The 16,817-nt window shown below is 67.2% G+C and carries 15 protein-coding genes; 5 read left to right on the top strand and 10 right to left on the bottom strand.

The genetic code is table 11. The features are described from left to right. Positions 1-48: 48 nt before the first annotated feature. Positions 49-1,158, top strand: coding sequence for an alanine racemase (alr, locus tag DIE08_RS00075; RefSeq protein WP_124900544.1), 1,110 nt, complete (start codon positions 49-51; stop codon positions 1,156-1,158). A 168-nt stretch (positions 1,159-1,326) separates the two neighbouring features. Here alr and DIE08_RS00070 read toward each other — a convergent pair whose 3' ends face one another. From DIE08_RS00070 to DIE08_RS00045, 6 genes are all read right to left on the bottom strand, one after another. Beyond that, the gene (locus DIE08_RS00070) at positions 1,327-2,121 is read right to left on the bottom strand and encodes an enoyl-CoA hydratase (RefSeq protein ID WP_124900542.1); all 795 of its coding nucleotides are present in this window, start codon (positions 2,119-2,121) and stop codon (positions 1,327-1,329) included. Between the two features lie 232 nt (positions 2,122-2,353). Further along, a complete protein-coding gene (locus DIE08_RS00065) occupies positions 2,354-2,719 on the bottom strand; it encodes a response regulator (RefSeq protein ID WP_006759394.1) in 366 nt (121 codons plus the stop codon). 40 nt (positions 2,720-2,759) lie between these two features. Then, the gene (locus DIE08_RS00060) at positions 2,760-3,728 is read right to left on the bottom strand and encodes a chemotaxis protein CheX (RefSeq protein ID WP_124900540.1); all 969 of its coding nucleotides are present in this window, start codon (positions 3,726-3,728) and stop codon (positions 2,760-2,762) included. A gap of 22 nt (positions 3,729-3,750) precedes the next feature. After that, positions 3,751-4,335, bottom strand: coding sequence for a hypothetical protein (locus tag DIE08_RS00055; RefSeq protein ID WP_124900538.1), 585 nt, complete (start codon positions 4,333-4,335; stop codon positions 3,751-3,753). Further along, on the bottom strand, positions 4,332-5,072 hold the full coding sequence (locus DIE08_RS00050) for a methyl-accepting chemotaxis protein (protein ID WP_124900536.1): 741 nt from the start codon (positions 5,070-5,072) through the stop codon (positions 4,332-4,334). The genes DIE08_RS00055 and DIE08_RS00050 overlap by 4 nt, the downstream gene beginning before the upstream one ends. A gap of 2 nt (positions 5,073-5,074) precedes the next feature. Continuing rightward, positions 5,075-7,468: an MCP four helix bundle domain-containing protein gene (locus DIE08_RS00045; protein ID WP_124900534.1), complete on the bottom strand. Its 2,394-nt coding sequence runs from the start codon at positions 7,466-7,468 to the stop codon at positions 5,075-5,077. A 57-nt stretch (positions 7,469-7,525) separates the two neighbouring features. Between DIE08_RS00045 and DIE08_RS00040 the strand changes: the two genes are divergently transcribed. Continuing rightward, positions 7,526-7,738 (top strand): hypothetical protein, encoded by a 213-nt coding sequence (locus DIE08_RS00040; RefSeq protein ID WP_124900532.1) that lies wholly within the window; start codon positions 7,526-7,528, stop codon positions 7,736-7,738. A 219-nt stretch (positions 7,739-7,957) separates the two neighbouring features. Further along, complete coding sequence (locus tag DIE08_RS00035) at positions 7,958-8,647, top strand: alpha/beta hydrolase (RefSeq protein WP_124900530.1); 690 nt, start codon at positions 7,958-7,960, stop codon at positions 8,645-8,647. Between the two features lie 33 nt (positions 8,648-8,680). Here the strand turns inward: DIE08_RS00035 and DIE08_RS00030 are convergent, their stop codons facing one another. Both DIE08_RS00030 and aspA read right to left on the bottom strand, forming a co-directional pair. Beyond that, the gene (locus tag DIE08_RS00030; RefSeq protein ID WP_124900528.1) at positions 8,681-10,186 is read right to left on the bottom strand and encodes an amino acid permease; all 1,506 of its coding nucleotides are present in this window, start codon (positions 10,184-10,186) and stop codon (positions 8,681-8,683) included. Between the two features lie 113 nt (positions 10,187-10,299). Continuing rightward, complete coding sequence (aspA, locus tag DIE08_RS00025) at positions 10,300-11,706, bottom strand: aspartate ammonia-lyase (protein WP_124900526.1); 1,407 nt, start codon at positions 11,704-11,706, stop codon at positions 10,300-10,302. 154 nt (positions 11,707-11,860) lie between these two features. On the opposite strand from aspA, the gene DIE08_RS00020 reads away from it, so the two are divergent. Next, the gene (locus DIE08_RS00020) at positions 11,861-12,835 is read left to right on the top strand and encodes a LysR family transcriptional regulator (protein WP_059607773.1); all 975 of its coding nucleotides are present in this window, start codon (positions 11,861-11,863) and stop codon (positions 12,833-12,835) included. An 81-nt stretch (positions 12,836-12,916) separates the two neighbouring features. On the opposite strand, the gene DIE08_RS00015 is transcribed toward DIE08_RS00020, so the two are convergent. Then, positions 12,917-13,981: an asparaginase gene (locus DIE08_RS00015; RefSeq protein WP_124900524.1), complete on the bottom strand. Its 1,065-nt coding sequence runs from the start codon at positions 13,979-13,981 to the stop codon at positions 12,917-12,919. 324 nt (positions 13,982-14,305) lie between these two features. Between DIE08_RS00015 and DIE08_RS00010 the strand changes: the two genes are divergently transcribed. Continuing rightward, positions 14,306-16,543 (top strand): TonB-dependent siderophore receptor, encoded by a 2,238-nt coding sequence (locus tag DIE08_RS00010; protein WP_124900522.1) that lies wholly within the window; start codon positions 14,306-14,308, stop codon positions 16,541-16,543. A gap of 46 nt (positions 16,544-16,589) precedes the next feature. Here DIE08_RS00010 and DIE08_RS00005 read toward each other — a convergent pair. After that, positions 16,590-16,817, bottom strand: a 228-nt coding sequence (locus tag DIE08_RS00005) for an aldehyde dehydrogenase family protein (RefSeq protein ID WP_124900520.1), incomplete at its 5' end; no start/stop codon positions are given.

Genomic DNA, 16,817 nt, shown 5'->3' with positions numbered 1-16,817 from the left:
GCGCCGCGCCGCTGCGCGCGCCGAACGACTTTCGACCCGAGCCCGCCCATGCCCCGTCCCATCGTCGCCCATATCCGTCCCGACGCCGTCCGCCACAACCTCGACTTCATCCGCCGCACCGCCGCGCAATCGCGCGTGTGGGCCGTGGTCAAGGCCAACGCATACGGTCACGGGATCGAGCGGATCTATCCGGGCCTCGCGGCTGCCGACGGCATCGCGCTGCTCGATCTCGACGAAGCCGTGCGCGTGCGGGAGCTCGGCTGGGACAAGCCGGTGCTGCTGCTCGAAGGGATCTTCGAGCCGGCCGACGTCGAACTGGCCGATCGCCACCGGCTGACGGTGGCCGTGCACTGCGACGCGCAGCTCGACCTGCTGATTGCCGCGAAGCCGCGGCAGCCAATCGACATCCAGCTGAAGATGAACTCCGGGATGAACCGGCTCGGCTACCGGCCCGACGCATTCCGCGCCGCGTGGGAACGCGCGGCGGCCGCGCCGTCGATCGGCAAGATCACGCTGATGATGCATTTCGCGAACGCCGACGAAGGCGAGGTCGACTGGCAGCTCGAGCAGTTCGATGCGGCCACGGCAGGGATTCCGGGCGAGCGCTCGACATCGAATTCGGCGGCCGTGCTGTGGCATCCGCGTGCGCATCGCGACTGGGTGCGGCCCGGCACGATCCTGTACGGCGCGTCGCCGACCGGCGCGGCGCGGCACATCGCCGACACGCCGCTGATGGCCGCGATGACGCTGACGAGCAAGATCATCGGTGTGCAGACGATCGCGCCGGAGGAAACGGTCGGTTACGGCCGTCGCTTCAAGGCAGACCAGCCGATGCGGATCGGCGTCGTCGCATGCGGCTACGCGGACGGCTATCCGCGCCACGCGCCGACCGGCACGCCGATCGCGGTGGACGGCGTGATGACGCGCGTCGTCGGCCGCGTGTCGATGGACATGCTGACCGTCGACCTGACGCCGTGCCCGAACGCGGGCATCGGCTCGAGCGTCGAGCTGTGGGGCGATCAGGTGAAGGTCGACGACGTCGCGGAAGCCAGCGGCACGATCGGCTACGAGCTGATGTGCGCACTCGCGCTCCGTGTGCCGGTCGTGACCGTGCCGGCGGTGCAGCCGGCGCTACACACGGGCAGCTACGGGCGCTGATCGACGCCGATGCCGCGGCGCACTAGCACGCCGCCGCGCATGCCGCTTCACTTGCGGGCCGCCTCGGGCGGCCCGTTTGCGTTCCGGCGGGCCGGAAACCCGAGCCGGAAAAAACGCGTTGGCTACGGCTCTTGCGCGCCGCTCGACATGCACATCCGGGGCGTGCGCCTACGAACGCCACACCGGCTCGCGCTTCTCCAGGAACGCATCGATCCCCTCGCCGGCGTCCTCTTCCATCATGTTGCGCGCCATCACGTCGCCCGCAAACGCGTACGCGTCGTCGAGCGGCAGTTCGCGCTGCCGGTAGAACATCTGCTTGCCGTAACGCACGGCCGCCGGGCTCTTCTTGACGATCTCCGCGACCTTGCGCGCGACGGCCGCGTCGAGCGCGTCCTCGGGCACGGCCTCGTTGACGAGCCCCCAGGCAGCAGCCGTCGCCGCATCGACGAAACGCCCGGTGACGAGCATGTCGAACGCGCGCTTCGCCGACACGTTGCGGCTCAATGCGACGGCAGGCGTCGAACAGAACAGCCCCACGTTGATTCCGGATACCGCGAAGCGCGCGGTGTCGGCTGCGACGGCGAGATCGCACGCGGCGACGAGCTGGCAGCCGGCGGCCGTCGCGATGCCCTGTACGCGTGCGATCACCGGCACCGGCAGTGCGCGCATCGCGAGCATCACGCGGCTGCATTGCGCGAACAGCGCGCGGTAGTAATCGAGTTCGGGCCTGGCGCGCATCTGCCGCAGGTCGTGGCCCGCGCAGAACGCCTTGCCCTCTGCGGCGAGCACGACGCAACGCACGTGCGGATCGGCAGCCAGCGAATCGAACGCGTCCTGCAGGCTCGCCAGCATCGCCTCCGACAACGCGTTGAACTGTTGCGGCCGGTTCAGCCGCAGCGTGACGACGCCGTCGCGCACGTCGCGCAACAGGATCGGCTCGGGTGTTTCGTGACGGGATTCCATGATGCTCCGCTCGACGGGGTTCGATCGAGCGCGAACCGGTAGCACGGGCGGCACACACCCGGATTCGCGATCGACATGATCACGAATCGTCCTCCACATTGCGCGCGGCGTCCAGCGGAGCCGCCCGGCCGGGCGGCGAAGCCGGCTCGCACGCCGCCTCACCGCGAAGCATAGGCCGCGCCGGCTGCGCGTTGATTGCCGCTTAGCGGTGACGCATCGCCCGCGTGCGCGCTCAGCCCGCGAGCTTCTTCAGCGCGTCGAGCACCGCGTCGCCCTTGAACGGCTTCACGATCCAGCCCTTCACGCCGGCGGCCTTGCCCCGCTCCTTCATCGCCGGACTGCTTTCGGTCGTCAGCATCACGATGTTGACCGACGCGTTCGCCAGTTCGCCGCGGATCTTCTCGACCATCGTCAGGCCGTCCATGTTCGGCATGTTCACGTCGCTGATCACGAGGCGCACGCCGGGCGTCGCCTTGAGCTTCGCAAGCCCGTCCTTGCCATCCACCGCCGTCGCGACGTCGAGCCCGTGATTGCGCAGGAAACCCGCGACTTCGTCGCGCACCGTGCCCGAATCGTCGACCACCAGAATCTTTGCCATCGTCTTTCCTTTCGTTGTTGCCGACTTCAACAGTCGATATTCAAAACAGTTCGAGTTCGCCCGATTCGACCATCGGCCCGACGTCCTGCACCAATTCGCGGAAGTCCTCCGGCGACCAGCTCAGGCTGAACACGAAGCGCTGGTCGAGCCGCACCGACCGCCCCGAGGCGGGATCGGTCATCCGATACTTGAAGCAGAGTTGCGGACAGTCGCCGCCGAACGAGATGAACTTCTGCTTGTGATTGACGACGAGCGGCACCTGCACCGGATGGCGCGCGAGCGCCTCCGCATCGCCGAGATAGCGGTTCTTGAACGCGCCCCACACGAGATTGGTCAACTCACCGAGCATGCTGTTCACGTCGCGGAAATCGGGTGCCCGGCCGTCGTCGCGAGTGCCGCCGATCATGTCGAGCAGCGGCTGCTCGCTCGTCTGCAGCAGCATGTAGCCGCGGCACCACGCGCTTTCCAGCGCGATCAGGCTGAACACCTCGCCGAAGATGATCTGGTCGCGCACGATGCACGGCCTGTCGCACTCGATCGTCATGCCCGGGAACAGGCTGTCGAGCCGCGCCTCCGTGATCTCCGCGATGCCGCGCACGAGCGCATTCGGGTAGTCGCGTCCGAACAGGTATTCGTCGATCGCGCGCTTGAGCGGTGACAGGTCGTCTGCGGCGTAGGCCGCGCACGCGACGCGCGCGAGCGCATCGGGCAGCCCGTCGCGCGATGCGTCCGCTGCATCCGACACGCGACGCAGGATGATCGGCAGCTCGGGCCGCAGCGCGTCGATCTGTGTCGCGATGATCGCGCTCTCGGCCGGCGAGCCGCCGTAGTCCTCGGCGAGCAGGATCGCGCCGAGATCGATGTTCGAGCGCAGCACCTTGAGCAGCCGGTTGCGCCGCACGGTCAGGCCGACCAGGTTGTGCTCGTCGCAGAAGCGCTTGATCGTCGCCGCATGCGCGCGGCTGTCGTCGAGCACGAGCACCTTGCTGACGGGTTGGTCTACGGTCATCTCGCGAAATCCTCTGAATCGGTCAAAACAGTTCGAGCTCGCCGCCCGTGTCCACGCTCGCCGCGTCCGGCAAGTGGAAATCGACCGGCGCGTTCGCGCACACGCACAGCGTCGCGCCGATCCGCACGTCGCCGTCGAGCGTCACGTCGTAGGCGGCCACGTGATCGGGGTTCAGCGCCGGCAGGTAATCGACGCTCGCGCCGCTCAGCAGGTAAGGCGTCGACATCCCGAGATCGGGGAACGGTGCGGTCAGCGCCTGGTTGATCGCGCCGCAGCACAGGTTCGCGACTTCCATGAACGCTTCGGTCAGCGGCCGCTGCGTGCTCGCGCCCGACGCTGCCGCGGCGAAATGGCGGCGCGTCGGATCGTCGTCGCGAAAGCGCAGCGCGAGCAGCAGCCGGAAGTGCAGCGCCGAGATCGTCAGTACGGCGACGTGTTCGGCGAGCTTCGGCGTCGCCCGCGACCTCGCGCGTGACGGATCGTGCGACGCGTCGTGCGCATCGCCGGCGGCCGGCCGGATCTCGCACGCACCGCCGGACGCGAGCCGCGTGCGCGCCGCGTCGAAGAAGATCCGTTCGAAGCCGGCCTGGGCCTGCGCACTGATCACGCCGCCGCTCCTTCCAGACGCGCGTGCAACTGCCCGGCCAGCGTCTCGAGCGTCGCGAGCGCGGCCGTGATCATCTTGCCGCCGGCCTGGATGTCCTGGAACGTCGCGGCCGTCACGAGATCGTTGCGATTCAGGCTGTCGCGATAGCTGTTCGACAGTTGCTGCGAACGCGCGGCGAGCCCGCGCACCTCGCTCGCCACGATCGAGAAGCCGCGCCCTGCCGCGCCGGCGCGCGCGGCCTCGATCGACGCGTTCAGCGACACGATCGACACGTGCGCGACGATCGACGACAGCTCCTGGTTCTTCGCCCGCATGTCCTGGTTCTGCGTGGTCAGCGAGATCATCTGCTCGTGCCAGCGCTCGAACGTGCCGGCCAGCCCGCGCAGTCGCGCGGCTTCGTCGGCGAGCTTCGTCGCATGCTGCGACAGCGCGGCGCGCTCGGCCGCGAGCGCCTGCAGCGCGTCGCGCTGCTCGCCGGCGCCGGCCGCCTCGCGCGCCAGCGTTTGCTCGAGCTCCGCCTCGCGGCGTGCCCATGCGTCGGCCGCCTCGGCATGCGCCGCAAGTGCTTCAACGGCACGCGCGTCGGCTGCGCCGAGCGCATCGCGCAATGCGTCCGCTTCGCGCGTCATCGCCGCAACGAGCCGCGCGCGCGCAATGCGGCCCACGATCGCGGCGATCGCCGCGGCGGCCACGCCGCCCGCCAGCGCGGCGCCGACCGGAATCATCCACGCTTGCACGATCACTCCGTTGCGTCGACGTTCGCGATGCCGGCGCGGGCCGGCTGCCCCACGTCCTGCACCGCACCACCGTCCGCCGCAAAACGCGCCGGCAGCGACACGATCGTCTCGAACGCGCGATACGGCGAGCCCGTGCGATCGTCGGTGAAGCGCAGCGCAATGTCGCCGCCGTCGCGCTTCAGGAAGTTGCGCACCGCGTCCATCCCGACGCCGCGCCCCGACACTTCGGTCACCGCACGCGCGGTCGAGAACCCCGGACGGAAGATCAGCTCCGCCACCGCCTCATCGGTCAGCGCGGCTTCGGCGCCGGCGTCGATCCAGCCGCGCTCGCGCGCGATCCCGCGAATCCGGTCGAGCGCGAGGCCGCGGCCGTCGTCCCCGAGCACGAAACGCAACGTGTCATTCTCGACATCGACCGCGATGTCGATCTTGCCGGCCGGCGCCTTGCCGGCGGCGCGCCGCTCTTCCGACGTTTCGATCCCGTGGTCGATCGCGTTGCGCAGCAGATGCATGAACACGTTCTTCAGCGTCGCGCCGATCTCACTGCGCACGCGGTGGCCGTTGCTGTCGATATGCACGACGGGCGCCGGCTTGCCGAGTTCGGCCGCGAGCGACGGCAGCGATTCGATCACGCCGCCCAGCGCATCGCCGATGCCCTGCGTGCCGAACTGGCTCAGCAGGCGGCGCACCGAATCGCGCGCCGCGCGCCAGTCGCTTGCGTTCGCCGGATCGGCGCCGTCGAGCATGCGCAGGCTCTCGCTGATGTGCGCGCGCTCGACCATCAGGTAGTCGGCACCGCCGTGCTGCGCCGCTTCGCCCTGGCGGCCGAGCGTGACCGCGTTGATCGTCGCGTAGTGCTCGACCGCCTCGCGCACGCGGGCCAGATCGTCCATCAGCGCATCACGGTTCCACTCGGGGCCGCCGTCCGCGTGGCGCAGCGATTCGTACGCCTGCTCCGCCTCATGCACGATGTTGGTCAGGTGCTGCAGGCTGTACGTGCGCGCATTGCCCTTGATCGTGTGCATGTTGCGGAACAGCGCGGCGACGATCGAGTGATCCGCGCGTTCGTGCTGGCGGATCATCCGCTCGTTCTCGCTGAGGAAACCCTTCGCGCTGTGCACGAAGTCGTGGAACTTGTCCTGGCTGATCGACAGGATCTCGCCGATCATCTCGAGCCGGCGCTGCTGCTCGCCGGCCTGCGCGGTCAGCTCGCGGATCTCGGTCACGTCGCGCACGCACAGCATCAGCCGCACGACCGTGTCGGTCTCGTCGGTGATCGCCGACCAGCTCAGGTCGAGCCATTTCTCGCGGCCGTCCGGCATCCGCTTCGCGACTTCGTTGACGAGCAGGTGCTCGTTGAACGCGAAGTTCATGCTGTCCTCGCCGAGGCACGCATGCACGGCCGCGTCGACCTGCGAACGCGCGTCCGAGCCGATGCTCGAATCGTCGAATACGAGCGCCATCAGGTCGCGGCCGGCGATGTCGCTCGTCTCGAAGATGGTCTCGAGGTAAGCCGAATACTCCGCATGCACGACGCCGCCTTCGACGACGGTCAGGATCCCTTGCTGCATGTTCTGCAGCATCGCCTGGATGTCGGCCGTCTTCTGCTTCAGTTGCGCGGCGTTCTCCTGGATCTTCTCGATCATCCCGTTGAACGCGACGATCGAATGCCCAATCTCGTCCATCCGGCCCACCGGCACGCGGCGCGTGAAGTCCTGGCTCGTCGCGATCTCGCTCATCGCCGTCTGCATCCCGATCAGCGGGCGCGTGATCTGGCGATACAGCACGAAGCCGAGCGCGGTCAGCAGCACGACCACCGTGCCCGCGACGCCCGCGATCGCGGTCGCGGTCGTCGACAGCATGCCGTTCAGCGCGCGGATCGCGTCGTCCTTCTGGCGGTTCTTCTCGACGCGAAGCGTGTCGACGATGCTCTCGAGCTCGTCGCGATACTGCGCGACGTTCGCGAACAGGTACGCCTGCGCCATCTCGGGCTTGCCGTCGGCTTTCATCTTCACGGTATCGCCGATCGCCGCGAAGTAGTTCGCCGCGCTGTCCTTGGCCTGCTCGACGAGCCCTTGCTGCGCCTGCCCGACCGCCGATTTCGCCTGTGCGTCGAGCGCCGCGCGCAGCGCGGCCTGCTTCGCCTTCAGCTCGTCGCCCGCCTGCGTGGCGGTGTTCGCGTCGGGCGCATACACCAGCGTCATCGTCGCGATCTGGATGTTCTTCACGTCGGCGACGAGATCCGCCGACGCGAGCGCGCTCGGCACGATTCCCTGGGTAACCTGACGCACCTCGGACGCGCTCTTGCGTGTCTGGTACACGGCGTACACGCCGATCGCGGACAGCGCAAAAAACGTCAGGACGACTAGCAGCGTAATGCGATGACGAATGGTCATGAGTACAGCTCCCCGCAGCGATCCGGCTTCGATCGCTCTTTTGTCTATTGAAAGAATGTGAGCGCCGAATTATCGGGGATGGTGTATGACCGTCCGATGACTGAAAATCAATCGGTCGTTGAGGAAATCGCAATGATCAATTGCGACGAGAAAATCCTAAAGTTTTTCTCGAATCGGCCGTTAACCTCTGGCCTTGACGGCCAGACGGGCCTGCCTGGCGGCCTCGATAAATCGAATCCGGATATTCATTCTTTTATTTGCGATCCGTAATTCAATCCGGTTGAATACCGGTAAAACGTTTGCGCATTATCTGCGAATCGAATCGGTTATGCACCTTCTGCTGCGCGGCCGGATTCGCGCGCCGCGTCGACACGGGTGAATGGCAGCCGATTCATTCCAGCCAGGAAACAATCAATCGCCATCCGCGCGATTCACCTTCCCTCCCGCGCGCTCTAGACTAGAGGATCACTTCCCCACCGGACCCTTGCAATGACCGACGTCCTGCCGCTGACCACCGACTCCGAATCCGGCCTCCAGTACCTGCTGCGCCCGGCCGCCGGCCGCCCGGCGGGCCGCCTGTTGCTGCTGCATGGCGTCGGCGGGAACGAAACCAACCTGCTGAACCTGTCCGGCACGATCGACCCGCGCATCGAAATCGCGTTCGTACGCGGCCCGCTGACGTTCGGCCCCGGCCAGCACGCGTGGTTTCCGGTGCGCTTCGGCCCGAACGGCCCGGAAATCGATGCGGCCCGCGCGGATGCGAGCCGTGTCCAGCTGATCGCGCTGCTGCGCGCGTTGCGCGCCCGGGGCACCGACAACGAACACGCCGCACTGCCCACCGTGATCGCCGGCTTCAGCCAGGGCGGCATCATGAGCGCGAGCGTCGCGCTCACGTCGCCGGCCGACGTCGCGGCGTTCGCGGTGCTGTGCGGCCGCATCCTGCCGGAGATCGATCCGCTGATCGCATCGCGCGATGCGTTGAGCGCGCTCCACGCGCTGGTGATGCACGGCCGCTTCGACGACAAGCTGCCGGTCACGTGGGCCGAAACCGCCGACGCGAAGCTGACGGCGCTCGGCGTCGCGCACGACACGCGCCTCTACGACGCCGGCCACGAACTCACGGCGGAGATGGCCGGCGACTTCGGCCGCTGGGTCGGCGCACGCACCGGATTGAACTGAGCGCACGGGCGGTCGACCCGCCCGTGCGTATCGTCAGACGTTGCTCGCCGGATCAACGCCGAGCGGCGCGCCGGCGACATTGGCAGCCGCCGCTTCCCGCGCGGCCCCGCGCTTCGCCAGCTTCCAGCCGACCACGAGCGCGAGCACGACGAGCGGGATCATCCCGACGGTCCACGTGCCGCCCGGGTAATCGAACGCCATCAGCACCAGCACGCTGACCAGGAACCCGAGCGTGAGCCACGACGTGAACGGCGCGCCGGGCATCCGGAACGACACGGGGCTCAGCTCGCCGCGATTGACCGCGCGGCGGAACAGGATCTGGCACATCACGATGAAGCCCCAGGTCGTGATGATCCCGAGCGACGCCATGTTCAGCACGATCTCGAACGCCTGCGCCGGCACGATGTAGTTCAGCGGCACGCCGATCGCATTGACCGCGACCGTGACGAGGATCCCGCCGTACGGCACGCCGCGCGCGTTCATCCGCGACACGAAGCGCGGCGCCGAGCCGCCCATTGCCAGCGAACGCAGCACGCGCCCGGTCGAATAGAGGCCGGAGTTCAGGCTCGACAGCGCGGCGGTCAACACCACGACGTTCATCACCGTGCCGACGTACGGCACGCCGAGCTTGCTGAAGAACGTGACGAACGGGCTCTCGTGCGCGCTGTAGGCGGTCCACGGCAGCAGCATCGTCAGCAGCACGACCGAGCCGACGTAGAACAGCGCGATGCGCCACATCACACTGTTGATCGCCTTCGGCAGCACCTTGCGCGCATCGGCGGTCTCGCCCGCCGCGACGCCGACGAGCTCGATGCTCGCATACGCGAACACGACGCCCTGCACGATCAGCACGGCCGGCAAGATGCCATGCGGAAAGATCCCGCCGTGGTCCGCGATCAGGTGCAGCCCCGGCATCTGCCCGGCGACCGGATGACCGCTCGCGAGAAACACGGCGCCGATCGCGAGGAACAGCGCGAGCGTCCCGACCTTGACGATCGAGAACCAGAACTCCATCTCGCCGAACACCTTCACGCCGATCATGTTCATCACCGACACGATCCCCAGCGCGCCGAGCGCGAACACCCATTGCGGCACGTCGGTGAACACGGCCCAGTACTTCATGTAGATCGCGACCGCGGTGATGTCGACGATGCCGGTGGTCGCCCAGTTCAGGTAGTACATCCAGCCCGCGACGAACGACGCGCGCTCGCCCATGAACTCCCGCGCGTACGACACGAACGAGCCGCTGGTCGGCCGGTGCATCACGAGCTCGCCGAGCGCGCGCATGATCAGGAACGCGAACACGCCGCACACGAGATACACGACCGCGAGCGCGGGCCCCGCACTCTGCAGGCGGCCGCCCGCGCCGAGAAAGAGGCCGGTGCCGATCGCACCGCCCATCGCGATCATCTGCACGTGTCGCGGCTTCAACTTCTGCTCGTAGCCGGACTCGTGGGACGCGAACATCGCATCGCGGTCGGCATGACGGGGATCGGCGCCGCCGGCCGGGTCGACCGGGCGCTCGCTGGCTTGCTTCATGGTATGTCTCCGTTTCTTGATGTGTGTTGATGTGTCGCGCCCGTCGGCAGGACGCTGCGGGAACGGCCGCGCGCGGCCCGCCGGCGGCTTGCGCCGGCGCCGCACGGCCGGAATCAGTACGTGCGCGGGCGGATCAGCGCTTCGGGCTGCAACGCTTCGTCCAGTTGTGCGGCGGTCATCAGCTGGTGATCCAGCACGACCTCGCGGATCGACTTGCCGCTCTCGTGTGCTTCGGCGGCCACGGCAGTCGCGCGCTTGTAGCCGATGTACGGGTTCAGCGCGGTCGCGAGCGCGACCGAGCGCTCCATCGTTTCGCGCAGCCGTTCGGGGTTCGCGGTGATGCCGCTCACGCAGCGGTCCGCGAGCGTCGTGCACGCGGCCGTCAGGTGGCTGAAGCTGTTGAACAGCGCGCTCGCGATCACCGGCTCGAACGCGTTGAGCTGGAGCTGTCCGGCCTCAGCCGCGAAAGTCACCGTCAGGTCGTTGCCGAACACCTCGAACGCGACCTGGTTCACGACTTCCGGAATCACCGGGTTCACCTTGCCCGGCATGATCGACGAGCCGGCCTGCACCGGCGGCAGGTTGATTTCGCCGAACCCCGCGCGCGGGCCGCTCGACAGCAGCCGCAGGTCGTTGCAGATCTTCGACAGCTTGACCGCGATCCGCTTCAGCACGCCGGAGATCTGCACGAACGCGCCGCAGTCCTGCGTCGCCTCGATCAGGTTCGGGGCGGTGCTCAGGTCCAGGCCGGTGATGCGCCGCAACGCGGCCAGCGCCTTCTCCGCGTACTGCGGATGCGCGGTGATGCCGGTGCCGATCGCAGTCGCGCCGAGATTGATCTCGCGCATCAGCCAGCCGGCTTCCTGCAGGCGCGCGATGTCTTCCGTCACCATCACCGCGTAGGTCGAGAATTCCTGGCCGAGCGTCATCGGCACGGCGTCCTGCAATTGCGTGCGGCCGAGCTTCAGGAGGCCCGAGAACGCGTCGGCCTTCTCCGCGAACGCGTCGCGCAGGTGCGCCATCGCGTCGAGCAGATGCTCGACCGCGAAGCAGGTCGCGATCCGGATCGCGGTCGGATAGACGTCGTTCGTGCTCTGAGCAAGATTGACGTGCTCGTTGGGATGCAGGTATTCGTACTGCCCGCGTGCATGCCCCATGATTTCGAGCGCGCGGTTGCAGATCACCTCGTTGGCGTTCATGTTGGTCGACGTGCCGGCCCCACCCTGGATGATGTCGACCACGAACTGATCGTGCAGCCGGCCTTCGCGGATCTCGACACAGGCGGCGGCGATCGCGTCACGATACGCGTCCGGCAGCAGCCCGAGCTCGCAGTTCGCATCGGCAGCGGCTTCCTTCACCGCCGCGAGCGCCATGACGAGGTACGGCAGCGACGCGATCGTGCGCCCCGAAATATTGAAGTTCTCCTTCGCGCGCAGCGTATGGACGCCGTAGTACGCCGAATCCGGAATGCTTCGTTTCCCTAAAAGATCTGCCTCGACGCGGAAGCCGTTTTCCGTCATGGTGCCCCTCCTGAATTGTCTCTGCCGTCGCAGGAAACCGGCTGCGTTCACCGCTTCCCCGTGCGACGGGATCGCATTCTATGCCTTTGCATAAAGAACCTCGCTTCTGTATTATCGAAAGCGGTTTTGCGTGTGACGCAACAGCGAGAGACGAATGAAAACAATGACGAGAGACACCGGCATCGATCACCTCGGCGCGATGCGCGCGTTCGTGCGGGTCGTCGAAATGGGAAGCTTTTCCGCGGTCGCGAAGGAGATGCACGTGTCGACGTCGACGGTCGCGCGCAAGATCACGGCGATCGAGGACGCCCTCGGCGTCGCGCTATTGCATCGCTCGACGCACAGCGTGACGCTGACCGAGGCCGGCCACATCTACCTGGAACGCGCGGTCACGCTGATCGCCGATCTCGACGACACGTTGCGCGTCGTCGCGGAGCTCAATTCACAGCCGAGCGGCCCGCTGAAGCTCACCGCACCGGTCGCGTTCGGTCGCCGTCATCTCGCGCCGCTGATCGCACCGTTTCTCGCGCGCTACCCGACGATCCAGCTCGACGTGCGGCTCACCGACAACCACAACGACCTCGTCGCCGGCGGCTTCGACCTCGACATTCACGAAGGCGAGAACTACCTGGACAACCTGGTCGTGCACCGGCTGTCGCGCAACGACAGCATCCTGTGCGCGACGCCCGGCTACCTCGATCGCAGCGGGCGCCCCGCGACGCCGGACGACCTGCAGCATCACAACTGCCTGCGCTACGTGCACCCCGAGGGCGATCCGCGCTGGGAGCTCGTGCGCGGCGATGCACGGCACAGCGTGCTGCCGGCCGGCAACCTCGTCACCGATCATTCGGAACTGCTGCTGGACGCGACCTGCGCGGGCCTCGGCATCGCCGAATTCGAGATCTGGCTGGTGCGCGACCTGCTCGCGAGCGGCCGGCTCGAAGCCGTGCTGCCGCGCTACCGGCTGCAGAACAAGCTCACGGGCGACTACATCTACATCGCGTATCTGGCGAACCGGCGCAGCTCGGCAAAGCTGCGCGTGCTGAGGGACTTCCTCGCGGAGCATCTCGCGCACATCGGCGAGCTGTCGGCGGTCGAGCTGACGAAGATTCGCGACGCGGGCGCGTAGCGGCTGCCGTCGCGCTGGCCGACAAGCCAGCACCGATGCCGCACGCACGTCAGGCACGCGGCATCGGCACGACCGCCCCCGTCAGGCCGGCTGCAGTTCGAACGGGAATGTCGCGTGGCCGATCTCGACGCCCTGCGTGTTCAGCATCCGCGGCCGGTGGAAGGCGGCGAGCCTTGCGCGCTGCGCGTCCGTGCCGATCCGCAACCGTTCGAGCAGTTCGCTGACCATCATGTACAGCACGTCGATGTTGCCGTCCTCGATCTTCACCGAGATGCCGAGCGCGCCGTCGGCGCCGAGTTCCCGCGTGCGCGCCGATGCGCGTACGCCGATCCCGTAGCACGCATCCGCGCCGAGCTTGCCGACGACCTGCCCTTCGAAGGCCTCCATCAGCACCGTGCAGTAGCGCCCTTCTCCGGCGACCAGCTCGGGATGGGCCGTCATCGCATGATGAATGCGCGCCAGCGCGCGCACGCGATCGGTCGTCGCCGCACCGCCGGCTTCAACCTTATCCGCACCGTCCGCCAGCGATGCATAAAGACGCGCGAGGCGGTCGAGCGGGAATGCCGGCGTCGGCAGGTTGCAGCCGTCGATCGCCCAGTCGACCTCGTCGTCGGGCAGGCCGCACGCATCGGCGACCACCTGCTTTACACGCATCTGCATCGGATGCGCCGGCAGATGGTAGTCGGCAATCGCGGCGCCGATCGCCCGCGCGCCGGCCAGCATCCCGACGTGCTTGCCCGAGCAGTTGCTGCACACGCCGGTCGGCGTGTAGTCGCGCTTGATCCATGACCGGTACACCGCGTCCGACAACGGCGCATGGCCGCCGCACCGCAAATCCGACTCCTGCGCGTCGACCTTCGCCAGCATCGCCCGCGTGCGCGCGATGTGCCGCTCCTCGCTGCTGTGCGATGCGCACATCAGCGCGATGTCCGCTTCGTCGAAGCCGAACCGCTCGGGCGCGCCCGTCTCGATCACGGACAGCGCCTGGGCCGGCTTCGCTGCCGAGCGCGCGAGCGTCATCCGGAACGGATCGCCGAGCCGGAACAGCAACCTGCCGCCTGCATCCACCACCGCCACATCGGCGACGTGCGTGTTCTCGATCGCATTGCCGCGGTACGTCACGACCGCTGCGCGTTGAGTGTCCATCTGTCCTGTCTCCTTCGTCGGGGCCTGATTGCCGGGGCCCGTGCAACCGGTACGGCAGTGTATCGATTCTGCCGCCGGGTCGAGCCGGACGCCCCGTGGAAAGCGGTATTGCGCAGCACGCAAAGCCATCGCGCCCCGCCACGCAAGTCTGACCGGTTCAGTACAACGACCATTCGATCGTTTACATATCTCGTAATAATTCGTAGAATTGCGATCGCTAACGCGAATCATTTTCATTTACATTGACGTTTTCCGATGTCCCGGGCCTGCCTGCCGGCATCGCGACGACGCATCCGATCACCGATACTTCCGCTGCCTCTCGCCATGCCTGCCCAGTTCAAGACGAGGCCCCGTGCCCTCGTGTCAGCACTGACCTGCTCCGTTTTCCTGACGCCGCTGCTCGCTTCCGCCGAAACGGCTCCCGCACCCGCCTCCCCTGCCGCCCAGCCGGCCGCCGCCGATACGTCGGCGACGCTGCCGACGATCGCGGTCCAGTCGTCCACGCTGTCGGACTTGCAGGTGAAGCGCTCGCCGTCGTACAAGTTCACCGCGCCGCTGCTCGACACGCCGCGTTCGGTCACGGTGATCCCCGAACAGCTGATCAAGGAAAAGAACGTCACGTCGTTCGCGGATGCGCTGCGTTCGGTGCCGGGCATCACGTTCCTCGGCGGCGACGCCGCCGCGAACCCGTCGGCCGATCGCCCGGTGATCCGCGGCTTCGAATCGCGCAACTCGATCTTCGTCGACGGGATGCGCGACTCGGGGCTGCAGAACCGCGAGACCTTCGCGGTCGAGCAGATCAGCGTGATCAAGGGCCCCGATTCGGTCTATGCGGGCCGCGGCTCGGTGGGCGGCAGCATCGACATCGTCACGAAGACGCCGAAGAACGACGACTTCATCAACAGCAGCATCGGCTTCGGCACCGACGGCTACAAGCGCGCGACGGTCGACGCGAACCGCAAGATCAACGACACGACGGCCGTGCGCCTGAACGTGATGGGCCACGACGCGAACCAGGCCGGCCGCAACGACGTGTACAACAAGCGCTGGGGCGTCGCGCCGTCGATCGTGTTCGGGCTGAACACGCCGACCACGGTCACGGTCAGCTACTACCACATGAACTCGTACGACATGCCGGATTTCAGCGTGCCGTTCCGTTCGACGGGCGGCACGCCGGTGCCGACCGATCGCGGGCAGTTCTTCGGGCTGAACACGCGCGACTACCGCTACGGGCAGACCGACACCGCCGAAGTGCGCGTCGAGCACAAGATCAACGACGACTGGAAGCTGAAGAACACGACGATGTTCGGGCGCTCGACGCTCGACTACGTCGCGACGAATCCGCAGATCCTCGCGTCGAACCCGAACATGCTCGCGCTGCAGGCGAAGAGCGGCAAGTACGCGCTCAACGGCTTCTCGAACCAGACCGAAGTGACCGGCAGCGCCAGCCTGTTCGGCATGAAGCACACGATGACGGCCGGCGTCGAGTTCAGCCACGAACAGGCGCGCTACGAGGGCTACCTCGTGTCGGATTCGGCCGGCCACAACATCCGCTCGGGCGGCCCCTGCTCGGTGGCCGGCAACTGCACGCCGCTCGCAGGCGGCTGGAACCCGAACATGCCGTGGACCGGCAGCATCGTCCTGAACGGCGACAAGAGCTTCCCCGGCCCGACGACGAACACGCGCACCGACACGGTGTCCGCGTACATCTTCGATACCGTGAAGCTGTCCGAGCGCTGGCAGTTCAACACCGGGCTGCGCTTCGACCGCTACGACACGACCGGCAAGCAGGCCGGCGTGGCCGATCTGTCGAACACGTCGAACCTGTTCAGCTACCAGTTCGGCCTCGTGTTCAAGCCGGTGACCAACGTGAGCCTGTATGCGTCGTACGGCACGTCGTCGAACCCGCCGGGGTCGAACGGCGGCCTCGGCGGCGGCACCGACCAGATCACCGCGACGAACCAGGACCTCGCACCCGAGCGCTCGCGCAACATCGAGATCGGCGCGAAGTGGGACGTGCTGCAGGACCAGCTGTCGCTGACGTCGGCCCTATTCCAGACCGAGAAGACCAATGCGCGCGTCAGCGACGGCCTTGGTCACACGGTCAACGCGGGCAAGCAACGCGTGCGCGGTTTCGAATTCGGCTTCGCGGGCAACCTGACACGGAAGTGGCACGTGTTCGGCGGCTACTCGTACCTGAATGCGATCACGACCGACGCGGGCCCCGGCAGCCCGGGCGCATCGGGCCTGCCGATGGTGATGGTGCCGAAGCACAACTTCACGCTGTGGACGAGCTACGACGTGATGCCGAAGCTCACGCTCGGCGCCGGTGCGACGGTGATGAGCCAGACCTACGCGTCGGTATCCGCGACAACGAAGAAATGGACGCCCGGCTACGCGCGTTTTGACGCGGCCGCGACGTGGCGCGTGAACAAGACGATGGACGTGCAGCTCAACGTGCAGAACCTGTTCGACAAGAAGTATTACGCGAGTGCGTATCCGATCTACGCGACGTGGGCGCCGGGCCGTTCGGCGATGGTCACGCTCAACTTCTATCAGTAACGCCATTGACAGCGGGAGGGGCGTGGTACGCCCCTCCCCGCCTCGCTCACCACGGCAGCGAATACGTCTTCACGTTCGTGAAGCTCTTCATCGCCTCCTGCACGCCTTCCTTGTAGCCGAGGCCCGAATCCTTCACGCCGCCGAACGGCGTCAGTTCGAGCCGGTAGCCCGGCACTTCGCGCACGTTCACGCTGCCCACTTCCAGCTCGGTGATGAAGCGCGTGATGTTGTCGAAGCGGTTCGTGCAGACCGACGACGACAGCGCATAGTCGGT

This window comes from Burkholderia sp. Bp9004 (genome assembly GCF_003858025.1).
GTDB lineage: Bacteria > Pseudomonadota > Gammaproteobacteria > Burkholderiales > Burkholderiaceae > Burkholderia > Burkholderia diffusa.
This window is presented reverse-complemented; position numbering and strand designations above follow the sequence as displayed.

Excerpts from the sequence above, each read along its gene's own strand:
- alr (WP_124900544.1), top strand. The coding sequence starts at position 49 with ATGCCCCGTCCCATCGTCGCCCATATCCGTCCCGACGCCGTCCGCCAC.
- DIE08_RS00035 (WP_124900530.1), top strand. The coding sequence starts at position 7,958 with ATGACCGACGTCCTGCCGCTGACCACCGACTCCGAATCCGGCCTCCAG.
- DIE08_RS00015 (WP_124900524.1), bottom strand. The coding sequence starts at position 13,981 with ATGGACACTCAACGCGCAGCGGTCGTGACGTACCGCGGCAATGCGATC.
- aspA (WP_124900526.1), bottom strand. The coding sequence starts at position 11,706 with ATGACGGAAAACGGCTTCCGCGTCGAGGCAGATCTTTTAGGGAAACGA.
- DIE08_RS00060 (WP_124900540.1), bottom strand. The coding sequence starts at position 3,728 with ATGACCGTAGACCAACCCGTCAGCAAGGTGCTCGTGCTCGACGACAGC.
- DIE08_RS00065 (WP_006759394.1), bottom strand. The coding sequence starts at position 2,719 with ATGGCAAAGATTCTGGTGGTCGACGATTCGGGCACGGTGCGCGACGAA.
- DIE08_RS00030 (WP_124900528.1), bottom strand. The coding sequence starts at position 10,186 with ATGAAGCAAGCCAGCGAGCGCCCGGTCGACCCGGCCGGCGGCGCCGAT.
- DIE08_RS00070 (WP_124900542.1), bottom strand. The coding sequence starts at position 2,121 with ATGGAATCCCGTCACGAAACACCCGAGCCGATCCTGTTGCGCGACGTG.
- DIE08_RS00010 (WP_124900522.1), top strand. The coding sequence starts at position 14,306 with ATGCCTGCCCAGTTCAAGACGAGGCCCCGTGCCCTCGTGTCAGCACTG.
- DIE08_RS00045 (WP_124900534.1), bottom strand. The coding sequence starts at position 7,468 with ATGACCATTCGTCATCGCATTACGCTGCTAGTCGTCCTGACGTTTTTT.
- DIE08_RS00020 (WP_059607773.1), top strand. The coding sequence starts at position 11,861 with ATGAAAACAATGACGAGAGACACCGGCATCGATCACCTCGGCGCGATG.